Annotated in this window: 13 protein-coding genes; 6 read left to right on the top strand and 7 right to left on the bottom strand. The window is 66.5% G+C overall.

Features of this window, described 5'->3' with window-relative positions:
- Positions 1-126: 126 nt before the first annotated feature.
- Positions 127-1455 carry an HlyD family efflux transporter periplasmic adaptor subunit gene (locus tag ACQR1H_RS06810; RefSeq protein WP_434907325.1) on the bottom strand — a complete coding sequence of 443 codons (1329 nt, stop codon included), beginning with the start codon at positions 1453-1455 and terminating at the stop codon, positions 127-129.
- A 187-nt stretch (positions 1456-1642) separates the two neighbouring features.
- Here ACQR1H_RS06810 and ACQR1H_RS06805 point away from each other — a divergent pair, with 187 nt between their 5' ends.
- Positions 1643-2281: a TetR/AcrR family transcriptional regulator gene (locus ACQR1H_RS06805; protein WP_434889449.1), complete on the top strand. Its 639-nt coding sequence runs from the start codon at positions 1643-1645 to the stop codon at positions 2279-2281.
- Between the two features lie 580 nt (positions 2282-2861).
- Here ACQR1H_RS06805 and ACQR1H_RS06800 read toward each other — a convergent pair.
- A complete protein-coding gene (locus ACQR1H_RS06800; RefSeq protein ID WP_316181698.1) occupies positions 2862-3014 on the bottom strand; it encodes a hypothetical protein in 153 nt (50 codons plus the stop codon).
- A 438-nt stretch (positions 3015-3452) separates the two neighbouring features.
- Here ACQR1H_RS06800 and ACQR1H_RS06795 point away from each other — a divergent pair, with 438 nt between their 5' ends.
- Positions 3453-4358: a hypothetical protein gene (locus ACQR1H_RS06795; RefSeq protein WP_316181696.1), complete on the top strand. Its 906-nt coding sequence runs from the start codon at positions 3453-3455 to the stop codon at positions 4356-4358.
- A gap of 192 nt (positions 4359-4550) precedes the next feature.
- Here the strand turns inward: ACQR1H_RS06795 and nikR are convergent, their stop codons facing one another.
- Positions 4551-5036 (bottom strand): nickel-responsive transcriptional regulator NikR, encoded by a 486-nt coding sequence (nikR, locus tag ACQR1H_RS06790; RefSeq protein ID WP_434907324.1) that lies wholly within the window; start codon positions 5034-5036, stop codon positions 4551-4553.
- Positions 5037-5267: 231 nt separating this feature from the next.
- Between nikR and ACQR1H_RS06785 the strand changes: the two genes are divergently transcribed.
- Together ACQR1H_RS06785 and ACQR1H_RS06780 are read left to right on the top strand one after the other, a co-directional pair.
- Positions 5268-7574 carry a TonB-dependent receptor gene (locus ACQR1H_RS06785; protein ID WP_434907383.1) on the top strand — a complete coding sequence of 769 codons (2307 nt, stop codon included), beginning with the start codon at positions 5268-5270 and terminating at the stop codon, positions 7572-7574.
- Positions 7575-7907: 333 nt separating this feature from the next.
- A complete protein-coding gene (locus tag ACQR1H_RS06780; protein ID WP_316181692.1) occupies positions 7908-8522 on the top strand; it encodes a class I SAM-dependent methyltransferase in 615 nt (204 codons plus the stop codon).
- Between the two features lie 128 nt (positions 8523-8650).
- Here ACQR1H_RS06780 and ACQR1H_RS06775 read toward each other — a convergent pair whose 3' ends face one another.
- Both ACQR1H_RS06775 and ACQR1H_RS06770 read right to left on the bottom strand, forming a co-directional pair.
- A complete protein-coding gene (locus ACQR1H_RS06775; protein ID WP_315802098.1) occupies positions 8651-8917 on the bottom strand; it encodes a hypothetical protein in 267 nt (88 codons plus the stop codon).
- A 280-nt stretch (positions 8918-9197) separates the two neighbouring features.
- Entirely contained in the window at positions 9198-10388 is a 1191-nt protein-coding gene (locus ACQR1H_RS06770; RefSeq protein ID WP_434907323.1) for an extensin family protein, read from the bottom strand.
- Positions 10389-10851: 463 nt separating this feature from the next.
- On the opposite strand from ACQR1H_RS06770, the gene ACQR1H_RS06765 reads away from it, so the two are divergent.
- Positions 10852-11628 carry a DUF2147 domain-containing protein gene (locus ACQR1H_RS06765; protein ID WP_434894431.1) on the top strand — a complete coding sequence of 259 codons (777 nt, stop codon included), beginning with the start codon at positions 10852-10854 and terminating at the stop codon, positions 11626-11628.
- A 78-nt stretch (positions 11629-11706) separates the two neighbouring features.
- Here ACQR1H_RS06765 and ACQR1H_RS06760 read toward each other — a convergent pair whose 3' ends face one another.
- The gene (locus ACQR1H_RS06760; RefSeq protein WP_316217742.1) at positions 11707-13074 is read right to left on the bottom strand and encodes an ATP-binding protein; all 1368 of its coding nucleotides are present in this window, start codon (positions 13072-13074) and stop codon (positions 11707-11709) included.
- Complete coding sequence (locus ACQR1H_RS06755; RefSeq protein WP_434894432.1) at positions 13064-13831, bottom strand: response regulator; 768 nt, start codon at positions 13829-13831, stop codon at positions 13064-13066. Before ACQR1H_RS06755 ends, ACQR1H_RS06760 begins: the two co-directional genes overlap by 11 nt.
- A 230-nt stretch (positions 13832-14061) precedes the next feature.
- On the opposite strand from ACQR1H_RS06755, the gene ACQR1H_RS06750 reads away from it, so the two are divergent.
- Positions 14062-15537: an efflux transporter outer membrane subunit gene (locus tag ACQR1H_RS06750; RefSeq protein WP_434839319.1), complete on the top strand. Its 1476-nt coding sequence runs from the start codon at positions 14062-14064 to the stop codon at positions 15535-15537.
- The last annotated feature ends 19 nt before the right edge of the window (positions 15538-15556 follow it).

Genomic DNA, 15556 nt, shown 5'->3' with positions numbered 1-15556 from the left:
CACAACGGCGGTCTCGCCCGGAGTACCCCCCTCCCCAGCCCTCCCCCACAAGGAGGGAGGGAGCTGACTTCCGATGACGCGACAGCTCGTGCCTTCGCATCAGTTCAAAATACTTTCCCTGTCCAACTACTTCCCCTGCACCGTCGCCGATGCGTCGAGGTCGGCGTCGGTGTCGGCATCCTTGGCGTCGGTGGTGTCGACGGTGACGTAGACCGACATGCCGGCGCGCAGCAGGTTCTGCCGCGCCACATCCTTCGGCACGCGGATGCGCACGGGCAGGCGCTGCACGATCTTGGTGAAGTTGCCGGTGGCGTTATCCGGCGGCAGCAGGGTGAACACCGAGCCCGAGGCCGGCGAGATGCTGTCGACCACGCCCTTGAAGCCGCGCGCGCCATAGGCGTCGACCTTGATCGTGACCGGCTGGCCCGGACGGATGCGCCGGAGCTGGGTTTCCTTGAAGTTCGCGTCGATGAAGACCTCGTCGAGCGGCACGACGTTGCCGAGCCGCTGGCCGACCGCGATGAAGTCGCCGGTGTTGACGAGGCGGTTGGAGAAGGTGCCGTCGACCGGCGCGCGCACGGTGGCGAATTCGAGATCGCGCTCCGCCTTGGCGAGCGATGTCTTGAGCTCGGCGAGCTGCGCCTGGGCCTCGACCTGCTGCGCCTTCGTCACCTCGACATTGTCGCGCGCGGCGTCGTACGCGGCGCGGGCGGCGCGGACCGCGGCCATGCCCTGGTCGCGCGCGGCTTCCGACTGCTCGAAGGTCGCGTGCGAGGCAAAGCCCTTGCTGCTCAGCGCCTGCTGGCGCTCATAGTCGAGCCCGGCGCGCTTCATCGCGGCTTCGGATGAGGTGAGATTGGCCTGCGCCTGCTCGGCGGCGCTCTGCTGCGCGGCGACCTGGCGGCCGATGCGCGCGATCGTCGCCTCCTGCGTGGCGATCTTGCTGCGGGCGGCGTCGACCGCGATCTTGTAGTCGCCGTCGTCGATGCGGAAGATCACGTCGCCCTTGCGGACCACCGAATTGTCGCGCGGCACGATCTCCTGGATGTGCCCGGAGACGCGCGCGCCCAGCATGGTGTTGTTGGCGCGGACGTAGGAATCGTCGGTAGAGACCATGAAGCGGCCGACCAGATAATAGTGCGTGGCATAGCCGGCGGCGGCGAGCGCGAGCAGCACGCCGATGCTGGCCAGCACCCGCTTGCGCTTGCCGGATTTCGGAGCCGCGGCGGCCACGGCCTGCGGCTTCGCGCCCGCGGGAGCGCCGGCCGGCGCGGGCCGTTCGGATGGAGCCTCGGTGCTGACGTCGGCCTTCAGGTCGGCAGGCTTGGCATCAGCAGGCTTGCGCTGCGCCGTGTCGCTGGCCTGCGGCCGGACCGGCTCAGACCTCGTCTGTTCCGGCGCTTCATCAGCGTCCGGACGGCGCGCCCGTACAGCCTGGTCTCTCGCAGCGGCCATCAGAGACTCCCACCCATGACAGCGGGGCCACCCAGGCCCCGAAAATTCCGACCGAACCGTTCGGTCAATCCACATCTACCATTGACCGAACCGTTCGGTCAATCTATATCTTCGCTACCGCAACATATCCGCGCAGATGCTTTTGTGACGTTGGCACCGGCCAAATCTTCGGGAACAGCCTAAACCAATGATTGAGCCGGACCACACCACCACCCAGGCGACGTCGGACGACGATTCCTCGAAGCGCCGGCAGATCCTCCAGGGCGCCCGCAAGGTGTTCATGGACCTGGGTTTCGACGGCGCCAGCATGGGCGAGATCGCGCGCGTCGCCGGCGTCTCCAAAGGCACCCTCTACGTCTACTTCGCCGACAAGTTCCGCCTGTTCGAGGCGATCGTCGAAGAAGAGAGCGTGCATCGAGGCGCCTCGAACTTCAGCTTCGATCCCGCCCGCGATGCCGCGACCGTGCTGTACGAGTTCGGCACCGCCTGGATCGCGGTCGTCTGCCGCCCCGGCGGCGGATCGGCGATCCGCACCGTGATGGCGATCGCCGAACGCATGCCTGAGGTGGGACGGCGCTACTATGATTGCGTCATCGAGGGCACGATCGGCCGGCTCGCCGCCTATCTGCAGGCCCGCGTCGATGCCGGGGAGCTCACCATCGACGATTGTCATCTCGCCGCATCGCAATTCCAGCTGATGTGCCAGGCCACGCTGTTCCTGCCTTTCATCTTCCAGGGAGCCCCCGCCCCCTCGCCCGACGAGACGCACAAGGTGGTGGCGAGCGCCGTCCGCATGTTCCTCGCGACCTACAGCATCAAGAGTTGAGACGCCGCTGACCGCATCGATGCGCGCGCCGATGTCGGCACGACAGATATCGGCGCCAGACATGTCAGCCCGAGATATGTCAGCATGAGACATGCGCTCTCCTTCTCGCGGCTGGTGACGCCCGAGCTTTGCAATCGGATCACCCTCTGATCGATCGGAGGGTGCAGGGAAGGCCGGGCGCTGGCCGCGCCCGTGGCCCGCCTGCTCAAAAAAATGCAGGCGGCAGGTACCACAGGTTCAGCCGAGATCACCCGGCCCTCCCTGCGCGATGGGCTTACGATTTATACGTACTCTCCCCGGTGTCCGGGCTTGTAGCCACCGTCGCCGTCCGGCTCATCACCGAACGACTTAGCGCCAGCATCGGGGCGCCAGGACCATACGACTTCATCGTCCTGCCGGTCGCGTTCGTCCGCTCGCGATAAAGCGCGCTGCGCGCCGACAGGCCACCGCTCCCCGCCTCCAACGCTCGTGACGACCGCGAAACGTCCCTCTTCGATCGAGGCGGGATGGAGGGAGACAACCATGAAATTCGGAAAAATGGAAGATAAAAATTTTTGCGCGAGGGACTGGACAGGGCAAATCAGCTTGAGCGGACTGATGAAATCAGTTTTTGCGCGCAGATGGTTTTGTGGTGCGCGAGCGTGGCGCAGCCCGTCATCGCGAGCGACAGACCGTCGTACGGACGAGCACAGCGATATCCGGGAATCGAGTCACGCTTGTCGCTGGAGTCCATGCGAGCACCCTGGCAGCGTCGCAATCGCGAGCGACAGCGAAGTGATCCAAGGCCGCATCAAGACTCTCGATTGCTTCCGCCTACGCCCGATTGGCTTCGGCGGACAGGTCGGCGCAAGGGGCCTCGCAATTACGGAAAGTGGGCAGGGTATGCGCCACAACCTCAATCGTCATCGCCCGGCTTGACCAGTCGATCCAGTTCGCCGCGGAGTCTGTAATGAAATCGATGGGCCGCGGCATACGGGATGCCCGCCTGCGCGGGATGGCAAAGGAGTGCTTGACTGTGGGCAGGGGTGGGCAAAGCACCGCCATCGAGCGACGCGTGCCCCCATCCTTAACGCTTGAATTTCTCCAAATGCTTGTCGACGCCTCCAAATAAAAAGACGTAAGTTATTAAGGCAGAATGGACAAGACAACTCACAGCACTCTGATGTAGATCATGTCGGTACTAGACAACTTAGATTGGATACGAATTGCACTTGCGGTCTTGTTGATCGGTTGCAACGTCGGCGTTTGGTGGGGCGTTGCTCTCGAAGAGAACACAAGCACCCTTGAATTTGGCAAGAAACTACTGATCCGCAGTCTTGCGCTCGAAGCGCTGATCGCTGCCCTGCTGTTTGTTGTCGATACTGTCGGCCTAGTTGACCAAAAATCGGAAATCTTGGCTCTCACCAAGAAGGCAGGCGACGCCGAACAACTCTCCGAGACGGCAAGCCAGACGGCCAAAGCCGCGCAGGAGCGCCTAAGGAAGATTGCAGAAGCCGAAACCAACCTAGAGAAGCGGCAATCAGATTTCCTGGATTCAATAACGCCTCCCCAATTGGAATACATGAAGTTTTGGGGCGACCTCGCAGGCGTATCGCCGGTATCGGTTGTGATAGAAGCGGAGCCTGACCCAAACTCGCAGTATTTTGCACGAGATCTGGATGCCGCATTTAGGCAGGCAGGTTGGCCGCCGCGCACCATTGTGAACCAGCCAATTTCCTTTATCACCGGGATCTGGGTGAAATTTTTATACCCCGCAACTGCTACTGAACCACGAGCAGCGGCAGTCGCCATTTGTAACGCACTTAGCGCGCAATTGATAACCAGCGTACGTGTTATGGGAGCGATGACTCTGGAAAAGCAGCGCGAACGTTTTGCCACTCCGGACAACATCTGGAATATTCAACATCCGAATGGCTCAAGCGCTTTAGACTGGCCGGATTCTGCCCCGCCCGCAGCTGTCGTTATCCATGTGGGACCCAATTCAGGCGATCTCTTTTTTAACAATGCACGAACTAAGAAAGGGCTACCTCCAATTGTAGCCTCTCCTGTGAGCACAGATTTGGCTTGCAAGCCGTAATAGCGTCCTTCAGGCTTAGGATTACCGCCGAGGCGACGTGGCAGGTCATTTCAGACAAAGTCAAATGTCGTCGCCCGGCTTGACCGGGCGATCCGATACTCCGAGGCGGCGGTCATGACATCGATGGGTCGCGGCGTACTGGATGCCCGCCTGCGCGGGCATGACGGCGGAGTGCGTGGCACCAGGCGGGTTCTACTTCTTGCCGCTCTTCGTCGTGTGGGAATGCGAATGGCTGTGACTGTGCGAATGGCTATGCGCGTGCCCATGCCCCGCCGCCGCCTCGATCGGCATCAGCGCGACGTGGCCGTGGCGGACGCCGCGTTCGGCGATGACGTGGTCGGCGAAGGCCTTGACCTCCGCCCGCTCGCCCTTGAGCACGGTGACCTCGAGGCAGCTCTCCTGGTCGATGTGGACGTGCAGGGTCGCCTGGGCGAGGCCGGAATGGTCGTGCGCCTCCTGGGTCAGCCGCTTCGGCAGCTCGCGCGCGGCGTGGTCGTAGACGTAGCTGAGCGTCGCGATGCAGGGACGGCTGTCACTGGCGCCGGAATCGGCCGTTTCGAGGCCGCTGCGCAGCAGATCGCGAAACGCCTCCGAGCGGTTGTCGTAGCCGCGCCGGGCCATGAAGGCGTCGACCTCGGCGAGCAGGTCGTCGTCGATCGTGATCGTCAGGCGCTGCATGTCCCGTCTCCCTGAGCTGCGCGGTAAGCGCCTATCCACCGCATGAGTATGATGTATTCACGTTGACATCATACCGGTGTCACCTTAGCGTTCTTTAACATTCGACAGTGGGGCGATCCAAGCGAGCATGTCGCGGGCCAACGAAGGCGCGCGGCAGTTGATGATGCATGCCCTGTGGCGAGTTCTAGGGGCGTGACGATGCGGTGGTGTGGGGCGAGTGTTGGCGTGCTGATGGCGGCCTTGGCGCATCAGGCACAGGCACATCCGGAACGGCCCCCCGCAGAGCTGCCGACAGTCGATGTGGATGCGCCCAAACGGACCGCCAAGCCCAAGCCGCAGGCGCGACGCACGGCACAGCGGCCGGTTTCGGATGCACTACGCCCGCGCATCGGAGCGACGCCGGCCGCGACAGCCGCGGCAGCGACGCCCCCATCCGGCACGCCCAGTGCCGGCTCCGGTGCGCCGCACCCGCAGGGCATGGCGAGCGAGGTCGTCATATCAGGCGAGGAGATCAACGCCCGCCCAGCCACGCGGCCCGGCGAGGTGCTCGAAGCCGTGCCCGGCCTGATCGTCACGCAGCACTCCGGCGAAGGCAAAGCCAACCAGTATTTTCTGCGCGGCTATAATCTCGATCACGGCACCGATCTCGCGTTGTTCGTCGATGACGTGCCGGTGAACATGCGCACCCATGCGCATGGCCAGGGCTATGCCGATCTCAACTGGCTGATGCCGGAGACGATCGGCCGGGTCGACGTCCGAAAGGGCCCCTACTTCGCCGACGAAGGCGATTTCGCCTCGGTCGGCAGCGTCCATATCGGCCTGGTGGACAGCGTGCCGAAGGCGATCGCACAGATGACGGCCGGCAGCTTCGGCTATCGCCGCTTCTTCGGCATGGACTCGGTGCATGTCGGCGACGGCCATCTGCTGATCGCCGGCGAGGCCGGCCGCTATGACGGTCCCTGGACCACGCCCGACGACGCCAAGAAGCTGAACAGCCTGGTGCGCTACTCGCAGGGCACGGCGACTGACGGCTTCTCGATCACCGGCATGGCCTATGCGAACCGCTGGACCTCGACCGACCAGGTGCCGGAGCGCGCCATCACCTCGGGAACACTCGGGCGCTACGATTCCGAAGACCCGACCGACGGCGGCAAGACCAACCGCTTCGCGCTGTCGGGCCGCATCGCCGGCACCGACGAGGCCGGCTCCTGGAAGGCCAACGCCTATGCGGTGAAGAGCCAGCTCGATCTCTACAACAACTTCACCTACGCGCTCAGCAACCCGACCTACGGCGACCAGTTTCACCAGCATGACGACCGGCTGATGCTCGGCGCCAACGCATCGCGCACCTTGAACGGCAGCTTTGCCGGCCGGCCAATGGAGACGACGTTCGGCGTCCAGACGCGCTACGATGACATCGCGCTGGCGTTGACCAACACCCGCCAGCGGGTGCTGCTCTCCGACATCGATCCCTTGAGCACCGGCGTCGTTCGCGCCGACAAGGTCGGCGAAGGCAGCGTCGGGCTGTATGTCGAGAACACGGTGCGCTGGACCGACTGGCTGCGCACCACCGTCGGCTATCGCGGAGACTATTATCAGACCCACGTGTATTCGCTGACCAATGGCAACAACACCGGCGATGCCGCAGCCAGCCTCGGCAGCCCGAAGTTCCGCATGGTGATCGGGCCGTTCGACAAGACCGAGTTCTTCCTTGGCGCCGGCTACGGCATGCACAGCAACGACGCCCGTGGCGCGACCACGACCGAGGATCCCGCCGATCCGACCAACAAGCTCGCCTCCTCGCCGCTGCTGGTACGCACCAAGGGCGCCGAGGTCGGTGTGCGTACGCGCATCATTCCGGGACTCGATTCGTCGCTGAGCGTGTTCATGCTCAACCAGGATTCCGAGATCCTGTTCTCCGGCGACGCCGGCGACACCGAGGCGAGCCGGCCGAGCCGGCGCTACGGCTTCGAGCTCACCAACCACTATCGCCCGGCGTCGTGGATCGACATCGATGCCGATCTGGCGATGACGCATGCGCGCTTCGTCGGCGACAACGCCGATCAGGCGGCGGTCTACGCCTCGCTCGCCGGCTACCCGCAGGCCCAGCTCGGCAATGCACCGGGCAACTACATCCCCAACGCGCCGTCGATGATCGCCTCCGCCGGTATCACGCTCGGCGACAAGACCGGCTGGTTCGGGTCCTTGCGCTGGCGCTATCTCGGCGCGACGCCGCTGACCGAGGACAACTATTTCCGCTCCACCGTGACCAGCGTGTTCAACGGCCGCATCGGCTTCCGCGACGCCAATGGCTGGCGCATCCAGCTCGACGTGCTGAACCTGCTCAACACCAAGGCCAACCAGATCTCCTACGGCTACGGCTCGCTGCTGCCGACTGACCAGCTCTACCAGGCGTGCTATCCCAGCGGGGGGACGTCGACCATGCCGGCCCAGGTCTGCCAGACCGGCGTGATGGACCGCGTGCTGCACCCGATCGAGCCGCTGACGTTCCGGGTGACGGTAGCAGGGACGTTTTGAGGTCAGCGCGAGAAAGTTGTACTAATATTTCTTGAGACGACATAGCTCGCAGCGGCCCCACCTCTCCCCGCTTGCGGGGAGAGGTCGGATTGCATCCGTCAGATGCAATCCGGGTGAGGGGCTACAGGTCTATCCACGTGCGCTTCCCGTGCGTCTGCCCTTCACCCCAACCCTCTCCCCGTAAAGAACGGGGAGAGGGAGCCCACCGTCCTCGCCGCAAGAGCCTGCGTTACATCTCAGACCGCTCGGATTTCTTCGTGCAGCATTCGCAGCCTGCGACGATATTGCGAACTCATGATAGGATGAGCCTCCTCTGCACCAAACGGCCATACCATGCCCGACCGCGCCAGCCATTGGCAGAACGTCTACACCACCAAGGCCGAGACCGAGGTGAGTTGGTACCAGGACGATCCGGCGACGTCGCTGCGGATGATCCGCGAGGCCGGTGCGACGGCGGCGTCGCGGATCATCGATATCGGCGGCGGCGCCTCGCGGCTGGTCGATGCGCTGCTCGCGGCCGGCTACGGCGCGCTCAGCGTGCTCGACATCTCCGACGCCGCCCTGGCGACGGCGCGCGGCCGGCTCGGCGCCGCGGCGGCCGGGGTGACGTGGATCGCGTCCGACGTCACCACCTGGACGCCGGACGCGCGCTACGACGTCTGGCACGATCGGGCCGCCTTCCATTTTCTCACCGCACCTGAAGACCGCGCCGCCTATGTCGATCGCCTGCGCGCGGCGGTGGTGCCCGGCGGGGCCGTCATCATCGGCACGTTCGCGCCCGATGGTCCGGAGAAGTGCAGCGGGCTGCCGATCGTGCGCTACGACGCCCACAGCCTGGCCGCAACGCTGGGTCCTGCCTTCACGCTCGAGAACAGTTGCACCGAGGCGCATCGCACGCCGTGGGGCGCGACGCAGCAGTTCCAGTTCTGCCGCTTCCGCGCCGGTTAGAGCATGATCCGGAAAAGTGGAAACCGGTTTTCCCTCGCGACAAACGCCGAAGGCGTTTGCGCGGAGATCATGCTCAAACAAGGAGATGAGATCATGATGCGATTCCGTGGAATCGCATCATGATCCAGTCAGCAGCACAGAGGCGGGCCATCCGACACGACGGGAATCTCGATGTCCTTGTCCTCGCTGCGCGCGGCATCGTCCGCGCCGCCAGCGGCGGTCGCCGGCTCCGGCGGCACACGCCAGGGGATCGGCTTCGGCGGCATCCGCTCCAGGCGCTGCGCATCGGCGACGGCGCGGCGGGCGGTCTTCAGCGAGCGGCAGACCAGCACAGCCTGCTCGGCGGTGCCGACCTCGAAGCCCGCCCCAATCGCCTTGATGCGATACGATGCCATCTCCGCCTCTCCCAATCCGGCAGCAACCAGAACCCCGCGCGCCTTGTTCCTGGCGACTGTGGCAGGTCTAGTGTCGGCCAATGGCGGACGGCAAAACTGGTCAACGGACTCCTAATGCGCAGCGCGCGACATCGGCGTTTCCGTTTCGGGGCGGGACAGAGCGCCTTCAGGCGCGGCTGACGGCGAAAGAAATCCACAGCCGCGCACAGCGCGAAGCGAATGACAAAGAGTGAGGAGATGGTCGGGCCGGGAGATGCGACGCGCTATTCGCCATTGCCACTCAATCGTCCCGGAATTCGTCTTCCTCGTTGATCAACTGACCAATCGACTTGGCTTGCTTGCGCGGCGGGATCGAGCTGGTGACGTCCGGCCCGCGCTGGCCGTAGCCGTAGCGCCGCTGCTGCGCGCGCGCCGCCACCGCCTCGCCGGATTGCGCGGCCGGCTGACAGATCAGGCGGCGGCTGGCGCGGCGCATCAGGTCCACATGGATGTGGTCGTAGTGATAGACGTTGGAGCCCGGCGCCAGCACCGTGGTGAACTGCTGGCACGCGCCGCCCTGGACATCGCGCAGAAAGCCCTGCTCCTCCGGCAGGCCGATCCAGCCGTCCTTGACGGTGATGCGGCGACCGTCGGCGAGCATGAAGGCGGAGATGTCGAGCGCGTTGCCGAAGGCATGCTCGGAAATGTGCGCACTCGGATTGCCGTTCATGCCGCGGCAGGAATAGGCCGAGATCTGCTTGATCTCGACGACCTTGGTGCCGAACCAGCGCTGCGCCGCCGGCTGCACCGATTCAGCGATCCAGCGGTCCAGCGCCGAGACGATCGGACAGGCGAGCGTCGCGGTCGGCTTCACCGCGACCGGGCCGACGGTGCCGACCGGATCGCGCGACGGACCGAGCCGCGGCGGTGCTTCCTGCTGCGGATAGGCGGTGCGCCCGGCAGGCTGCCCGCGATAGGGCGCGGCGGGATAGGACGCGTCGGCCGGCTGGTTGACGTCGTCCTCGCCGGCCGGTGGCTCGAGTTGCAGCGGCGCGCCGGGCGGGGCGCCGTAGGACGGCGATGCCGGACCAGGATAGGCCGCGTTCGACGACGGATAGGCCGGCTGCGGCGCGGCCTGCGGCTGATAGGTCGCAGGCGGGGCATAGCGTTGCGGCGGCGGGTTGATCGGCCAGCGCGGCTGGCCGCCGATCGCGGCCGGCGGACGCAGGCTTTCGTCGGCGAAGCCGTAGCTCGCGGTCGATTCGCCGAGCGCCGCCACCTTCAGCGGATAGTCGGCGCCGCACATGCCGGGGCCGGTGATCGGGTCGATGCGGACGATGTCCGCGCTCTCCTTCACCGCGCCCGATTTCAGGCAGGCGATCTCGGCCTCGGCCCGCCACGGCTCGCGCTCCTGGAAAAATCCACGGCCGCAACCCGCAAGCGAGACAAGGACGATGGAGCCGACGAGATACAAACGAACTCCGCGCGTCATATGCAGAGGTTTGCGGCAATTTGCTTAAGGACCTGTCAATGCCGTCCCTTTACGGCACGCAAACCATCGCGACGTGAAAGGCAGTCGTTTTACGGGGAAGCGACAGCCGCGCTGTCTTTTTTGCCGATGCCGATCTTGTATGTGTGGCGCGCGCTCTGCGGAGCGCAGGCGTCAAGAGCCAGCGCACGCCAGGTGCGCGAGCGATGCGAAAACGGGAGCCGTCCCATGAGCCTTGCCGATCGGCTGAGCATGGTGGTCACGTATGTCGTGTTTGCATTTGTCGGCGCGATCATCGTCGGGATGATCTGATCGCCGCGATCCGATCGATCAATTGACGGGCCGCGTGCGGCCCCGGCCCCATCGTCTCTTCGGCTCTCCGGCTGTGACCCTCGTCACAGATCGCGCGGTCGCCCGCGTCTAAGAGTTCCCTCAGGTTCACGACGCCGTCCGAGGGAGCTCATTCATGAAGACCGTGTATCTGGCCGCAGCAGCCGTTCTGATCGCGAGCAGCGCCGCGCAGGCCGGCAGCTCGATCGCGTTCAATTTCGACGGGCACAAGATCCGCGTCACCGTGCCGCGCAACTGCCAGTCACTGTCCTGCCTGCAGGTGTCCGGCATCGACCTCAGCGGGCTGAAATCCTCCAAGCTCGACGATGACGATGCGCCGGCGAGCGGCGCGCCTGCGACCGGCGCTCCGGCCGCAGCGGCGCCCGTGGCGGCTCCGCCGGTCGTCAACGCGCCGGCGCCCGTCGCCGCCACGCCAGCCGCGGCCGAGCCGGCTCCCGCAGCGCCCGCTGCCGCCGCGCCATCCACGACGGTGCAGATGCCGGTGCCGCCGGCTCCGGTCGCTACGACCGCGCCTGCTCCACAGCCGGCGCCAGCACCCGCGCCGGTCACGGTTGCCGCGGCGCCTGCCGCAGTTCAGCCGGCTCCGGCGCCGGCGCCGGCAGCCGATCCGAACTCGCCGCTCGGCCTGTGGGCCACCGAGGGCGGCAAGGGCAACGTCGTGATCGAGCCGTGCGGCGCCAACATCTGCGGCTTTGCCGAGAAGACGCGGGAGAAGATCCTGATCAACATGAAGCGCAAGGACAGCAAGTGGGTCGGCCGCATCCACGATCCGGACGGCGGCGGCAACTACGACTCCACCGTGGTGCTGAAGAATCCGAGCACGCTGCGGGTCCAGGGCTGCGCCTTCGGCGGCCTGTTCTGCGGCGGCCAGACCTGGAAGCGCGTGAGCTGACCGCCATCCCTCGACATCGGCGAACGCAAAGGCCCCGCCGGGATCAGCACCGGCGGGGTTTCCTGCGCGTGGCGCCCGCTACGCCACCTTGGCGGGGATCGCCGCGGGCATCGCGACGCGCAGCGGCAGCGACAGCCGCACCCGCAGGCCGCGCGGCGCGTTCGGCATCAGCGCGATGCCGCCATCATGCTTCTTCATGATCTCCTGCGCGATCGACAGGCCGAGGCCGAAGCCGCCGGCGGAGCGCGCCTGGTCGAGCTTGACGAACGGCTCCAGCGCGCGCGCCTGCAGCGCCTGCGGAATGCCGGGACCGTCGTCGGCGACCTCGATCGCGATCATGCCGTCGGCCAGGGTCGACAGGCTGACCACGACCTCGCTGCCGTGCTTGACGGCGTTCTCGACCACGTTGGTGACGGCGCGCGACAGCGCCCGGGCCCGGCCCTCGCAGACCAGCCGCGACGGTCCATCGAAGCTGACGGCGTGGCCGACATCGGCGAAGTCGCAGCAGATCGTCTCCAGGAGGCTCGACAGCTCGATCCGCGCCGGCTGCTCGGCCTTGGTGTCGTCGCGCAGATAGTCCAGCGTCTCGTCGAGCATACGACTGACCTGGTCGATGTCACGCAGCATCGCGCCGCGCATCTCGCCCTGGGCGATGCGCTCCGAGCGCAGCCGAAGCCGCGTCAGCGGCGTCCGCAGGTCGTGGCTGATCGCCGCCAGCATCCGCGTGCGGTCGTCGAGCAGCGCGCGGATGCGCGCCTGCATCTCGTTCAGCGCCTCGGCGACCTGGGCGATCTCCCGCGGGCCACGCCGGCTCAGCGGCTCCTGCGCACCCGGCGAGCGGCCGAACGCGGCGGCCGCGCGCGCCATCTCCGACAGCGGCCGGATGATCGCCCGCGCCGCGTAGATCGACAGCAGCACGCCCAGGATCAGGATGAGGAACAGGAACACCGCCGCCGGCTTCAGCACCATCGACCAGAATTCGAGCCGCGGCACGTCGTCGAACACCAGCGCACGCTCGCCGTCGACCTGGACGATGATCTGGGTCGGCGGCGCCGCGCCATAGCCGACGCCGTGGAGCAAGGTGACATCGCGCAGCACGCTGAGCTGGCGGCGCGCCAGCCGCGAGGTCCATGGCACGTCCCTGACCGGCTTGGCGAGCAGTGTCAGCGAGCTCAGCGGCACCAGCTCGACCTGGATGCCGGAGCTGCGCAGGCTCGACAGGCTGCTCTCGACGGCCACGGGGTCGTTCGCGGCGCGGACGAAGTGCACCGCCTCGGCGACGCGCGCGATGCCGTAGGCCGGGGATTCCTGCTCGTCGGGCGGATCGAGAAACAGCAGCGCGGCCGCGATCATCAGCACCATGCCGAACAGCACCGACAGCGACGCCAGGGTCACGATCTGCGTGGTGAGGCCGAGGCGCGGGCACGGCTTGCTATCAGGCGTCATCGATGGTCTCGACTCTTGGCGTGAAGACGTAGCCGCCGAGGCGCACGGTCTTGATCAGGGTCCAGCTCCTGGCGCCGGGCTCGATCTTCTGGCGGATGCGGCTGATGTGAACGTCGATGCTGCGCTCGACCGGCCCGGCCTGCCCGCCATGCGCCAGCTCGATCAGCTGCTCGCGCGACAGCACGCGGCCGGCGTTGCGGCAGAACGCCAGCAGGATGTCGAACTCCGCGCTGGTCAAGGTGATCTTGACGCGGTCGGGATCGAACAGCGTGCGCGTCGCCGGCTCGATGCGCCAGCCGTCGAAGGTCATCGCCGCCTGCCGCGCCGCGATCACGGCGGGGTGCAGCTGCGAGCGGCGCAGCAGCGCGCGGATGCGCGCCACCAGCTCGCGCGGATTGAACGGCTTGACGACGTAGTCGTCGGCGCCGAGCTCGAGGCCGAGGATGCGATCGATGTCCTCGCCCTTCGCCGTCACCATGATGATCGGCACGGTCGAGATCTGGCGCAGGCGGCGGCAGATGCTCATGCCGTCGTCGTCCGGCAGCATCACGTCGAGCATGATGAGGTCGACCTGCTCGCGCTGCAGGAGGTCGTTCATCGCGGCCGCCGACGACACGAAGCGCGGCGCGAAGCCGTGCTCCTGCAGGAGCTCGGTGAGCAGCGCCGCGATCTCGCGATCATCCTCGACGCAGAGGATCCGCGCGGCGGCCGGCATGTTTGCGTCTGCGGCCACGACGGTATTGTGTGACGACATCATGCGCGGAACATGGTCGATTTTGGCCGAAAAGAACAGCCCGAAGCGACGCGCGATCGTGGCGAAAGTAAGCTGTATTGTTAAGGCGGAAACATTTCTTCACGCGACTTAACCCTGCGCAATCGTTAACCTGCCTAGGCTCTGTGCATCAAACAAACATCAACGGGGAAGTCCTGCGGCGTGGCCGACCAGCCTGCGCGGCCTCCTTTCGAACCGCGATCGTATCAGCCGCCGTGAAGCCCGTCCTGCTCGCACTCTGCCTCGCCACGCCGCTGCTCGCCGGCTGCGCCGTCGGCCCCGACTACGTGACGCCGGAGTTCGGCGTGCCACAACGTTGGAGCAGCGACCGCAACCAGCCGGCGCAGACGCTGAAGCTCGCGCAGTGGTGGCGCAACCTCCACGATGGGCTGCTCGATCAGCTGATCAGCGAAGCGGTCGACGGCAATCTCGACGTCGCCGCCGCCAAGGCGCGCATCCGCGAGGCGCGGGCGACGCAGCGCCAGGCCGTCGGCGCGCTGTTCCCCACCGTGAGCGGCACCGGCACGGCGACGGAGACCCGCAGCGCCGGCAGCACCACGAATGGCATCGCGATCGCTCCGACCGCCTATAGCCAGTACCAGGCCGGCTTCGATTCGAGCTGGGAGCTGGATCTGTTCGGCGCCAACCGCCGCGCCGTCGAAGCCGCCGGCTACGGCGTCGACGCCGCCGAGGACGATCTGCGCGCGACCCTGCTGACGCTGGTCGGCGACGTCGCCTCCAACTACATCGATGCGCGCGCCTATCAGGCGCGCGCGGCGCTGGCGCGGCGCACCGCGGCCTCGCAGCGCGAGACCGCGGCGCTGACCGAGCGCAAGCAGAATGCCGGTTCGGCCTCGGCCGTCGACACCGCCAAGGCGAGCGCGCTGGCCGCCAGCACGGAAGCAACCATCCCGACCTATGAGAGCAGCTATCAGCAGGCTGTGCATCGGCTCGGCGTGCTGCTCGGCCGCGACCCGACGGCGCTGAACCTCCGCCTGTCGCTGGTGACTCCGATCCCGTCGCCGCGCCTGCCGCTGCCCAAGGGCATCCCGGCCGACGTGCTGGTCATGCGCCCCGATGTGCGCAAGGCGGAGCGGCAGCTCGCGCAGTTCACCGCCAAGATCGGACAGGCGACGGCTGCGCTGTACCCGGATGTCAGCCTGACCGGCACGGTCTCGACCACGGCGTTGAAGCTCGGCGATCTCGGCAAGAGCTCGACGATCGGCTGGTCGATCGGTCCGAGCCTGTCGGTGCCGATCTTCAACGGCGGCAAGCTGCAGGCCGCCGTCGAGGTCGCGGAAGCGCAGCGCGACGAATACCACGTCGCCTGGCGCAGCGCGGTGCTGAGCGCGCTCGAGGACGTCGAGAACGCCATCGTGAGCCTCGGCCAGGAGCGCATCCGCATCCGCAGCCTGAGCGAGTCGGCGCGGCGCTATGGCGAGGCCGCACGGCTGTCGCGCTCGCTCTACCAGACCGGCTCCAGCACGTTCCTCGACGTGCTCGATGCCGAGCGCTCGCAATTCACTGCCGAGGACAGCCTGCTCGCGAGTCGCGCCACTCTGGCGAAGAACTACGTGGCGCTGGCCAAGGCGCTCGGCGGCGGCTGGACCGGCGCAGTCGACAGCTCGGTTCCCGAAATCGTCGACGGCGGCACCGGCCCGCATCTCGCACAGGTCGGCGCGCCCAGGTAATTTCCGCAGCCCTTTCGAA

Source organism: Bradyrhizobium sp. HKCCYLRH2015 (assembly GCF_051168215.1).
Taxonomy (GTDB): Bacteria; Pseudomonadota; Alphaproteobacteria; order Rhizobiales; family Xanthobacteraceae; genus Bradyrhizobium.
The sequence above is the reverse complement of the archived record's forward strand: the minus strand, read 5'-3'. Positions and strand labels throughout refer to the sequence as shown.

Coding starts and splice junctions, on each gene's coding strand:
- ACQR1H_RS06810 (WP_434907325.1), bottom strand. CDS start 1,455: ATGGCCGCTGCGAGAGACCAGGCTGTACGGGCGCGCCGTCCGGACGCT.
- ACQR1H_RS06805 (WP_434889449.1), top strand. CDS start 1,643: ATGATTGAGCCGGACCACACCACCACCCAGGCGACGTCGGACGACGAT.
- ACQR1H_RS06800 (WP_316181698.1), bottom strand. CDS start 3,014: ATGGACTCCAGCGACAAGCGTGACTCGATTCCCGGATATCGCTGTGCT.
- ACQR1H_RS06795 (WP_316181696.1), top strand. CDS start 3,453: ATGTCGGTACTAGACAACTTAGATTGGATACGAATTGCACTTGCGGTC.
- nikR (WP_434907324.1), bottom strand. CDS start 5,036: ATGCAGCGCCTGACGATCACGATCGACGACGACCTGCTCGCCGAGGTC.
- ACQR1H_RS06785 (WP_434907383.1), top strand. CDS start 5,268: ATGGCGGCCTTGGCGCATCAGGCACAGGCACATCCGGAACGGCCCCCC.
- ACQR1H_RS06780 (WP_316181692.1), top strand. CDS start 7,908: ATGCCCGACCGCGCCAGCCATTGGCAGAACGTCTACACCACCAAGGCC.
- ACQR1H_RS06775 (WP_315802098.1), bottom strand. CDS start 8,917: ATGGCATCGTATCGCATCAAGGCGATTGGGGCGGGCTTCGAGGTCGGC.
- ACQR1H_RS06770 (WP_434907323.1), bottom strand. CDS start 10,388: ATGACGCGCGGAGTTCGTTTGTATCTCGTCGGCTCCATCGTCCTTGTC.
- ACQR1H_RS06765 (WP_434894431.1), top strand. CDS start 10,852: ATGAAGACCGTGTATCTGGCCGCAGCAGCCGTTCTGATCGCGAGCAGC.
- ACQR1H_RS06760 (WP_316217742.1), bottom strand. CDS start 13,074: ATGACGCCTGATAGCAAGCCGTGCCCGCGCCTCGGCCTCACCACGCAG.
- ACQR1H_RS06755 (WP_434894432.1), bottom strand. CDS start 13,831: ATGATGTCGTCACACAATACCGTCGTGGCCGCAGACGCAAACATGCCG.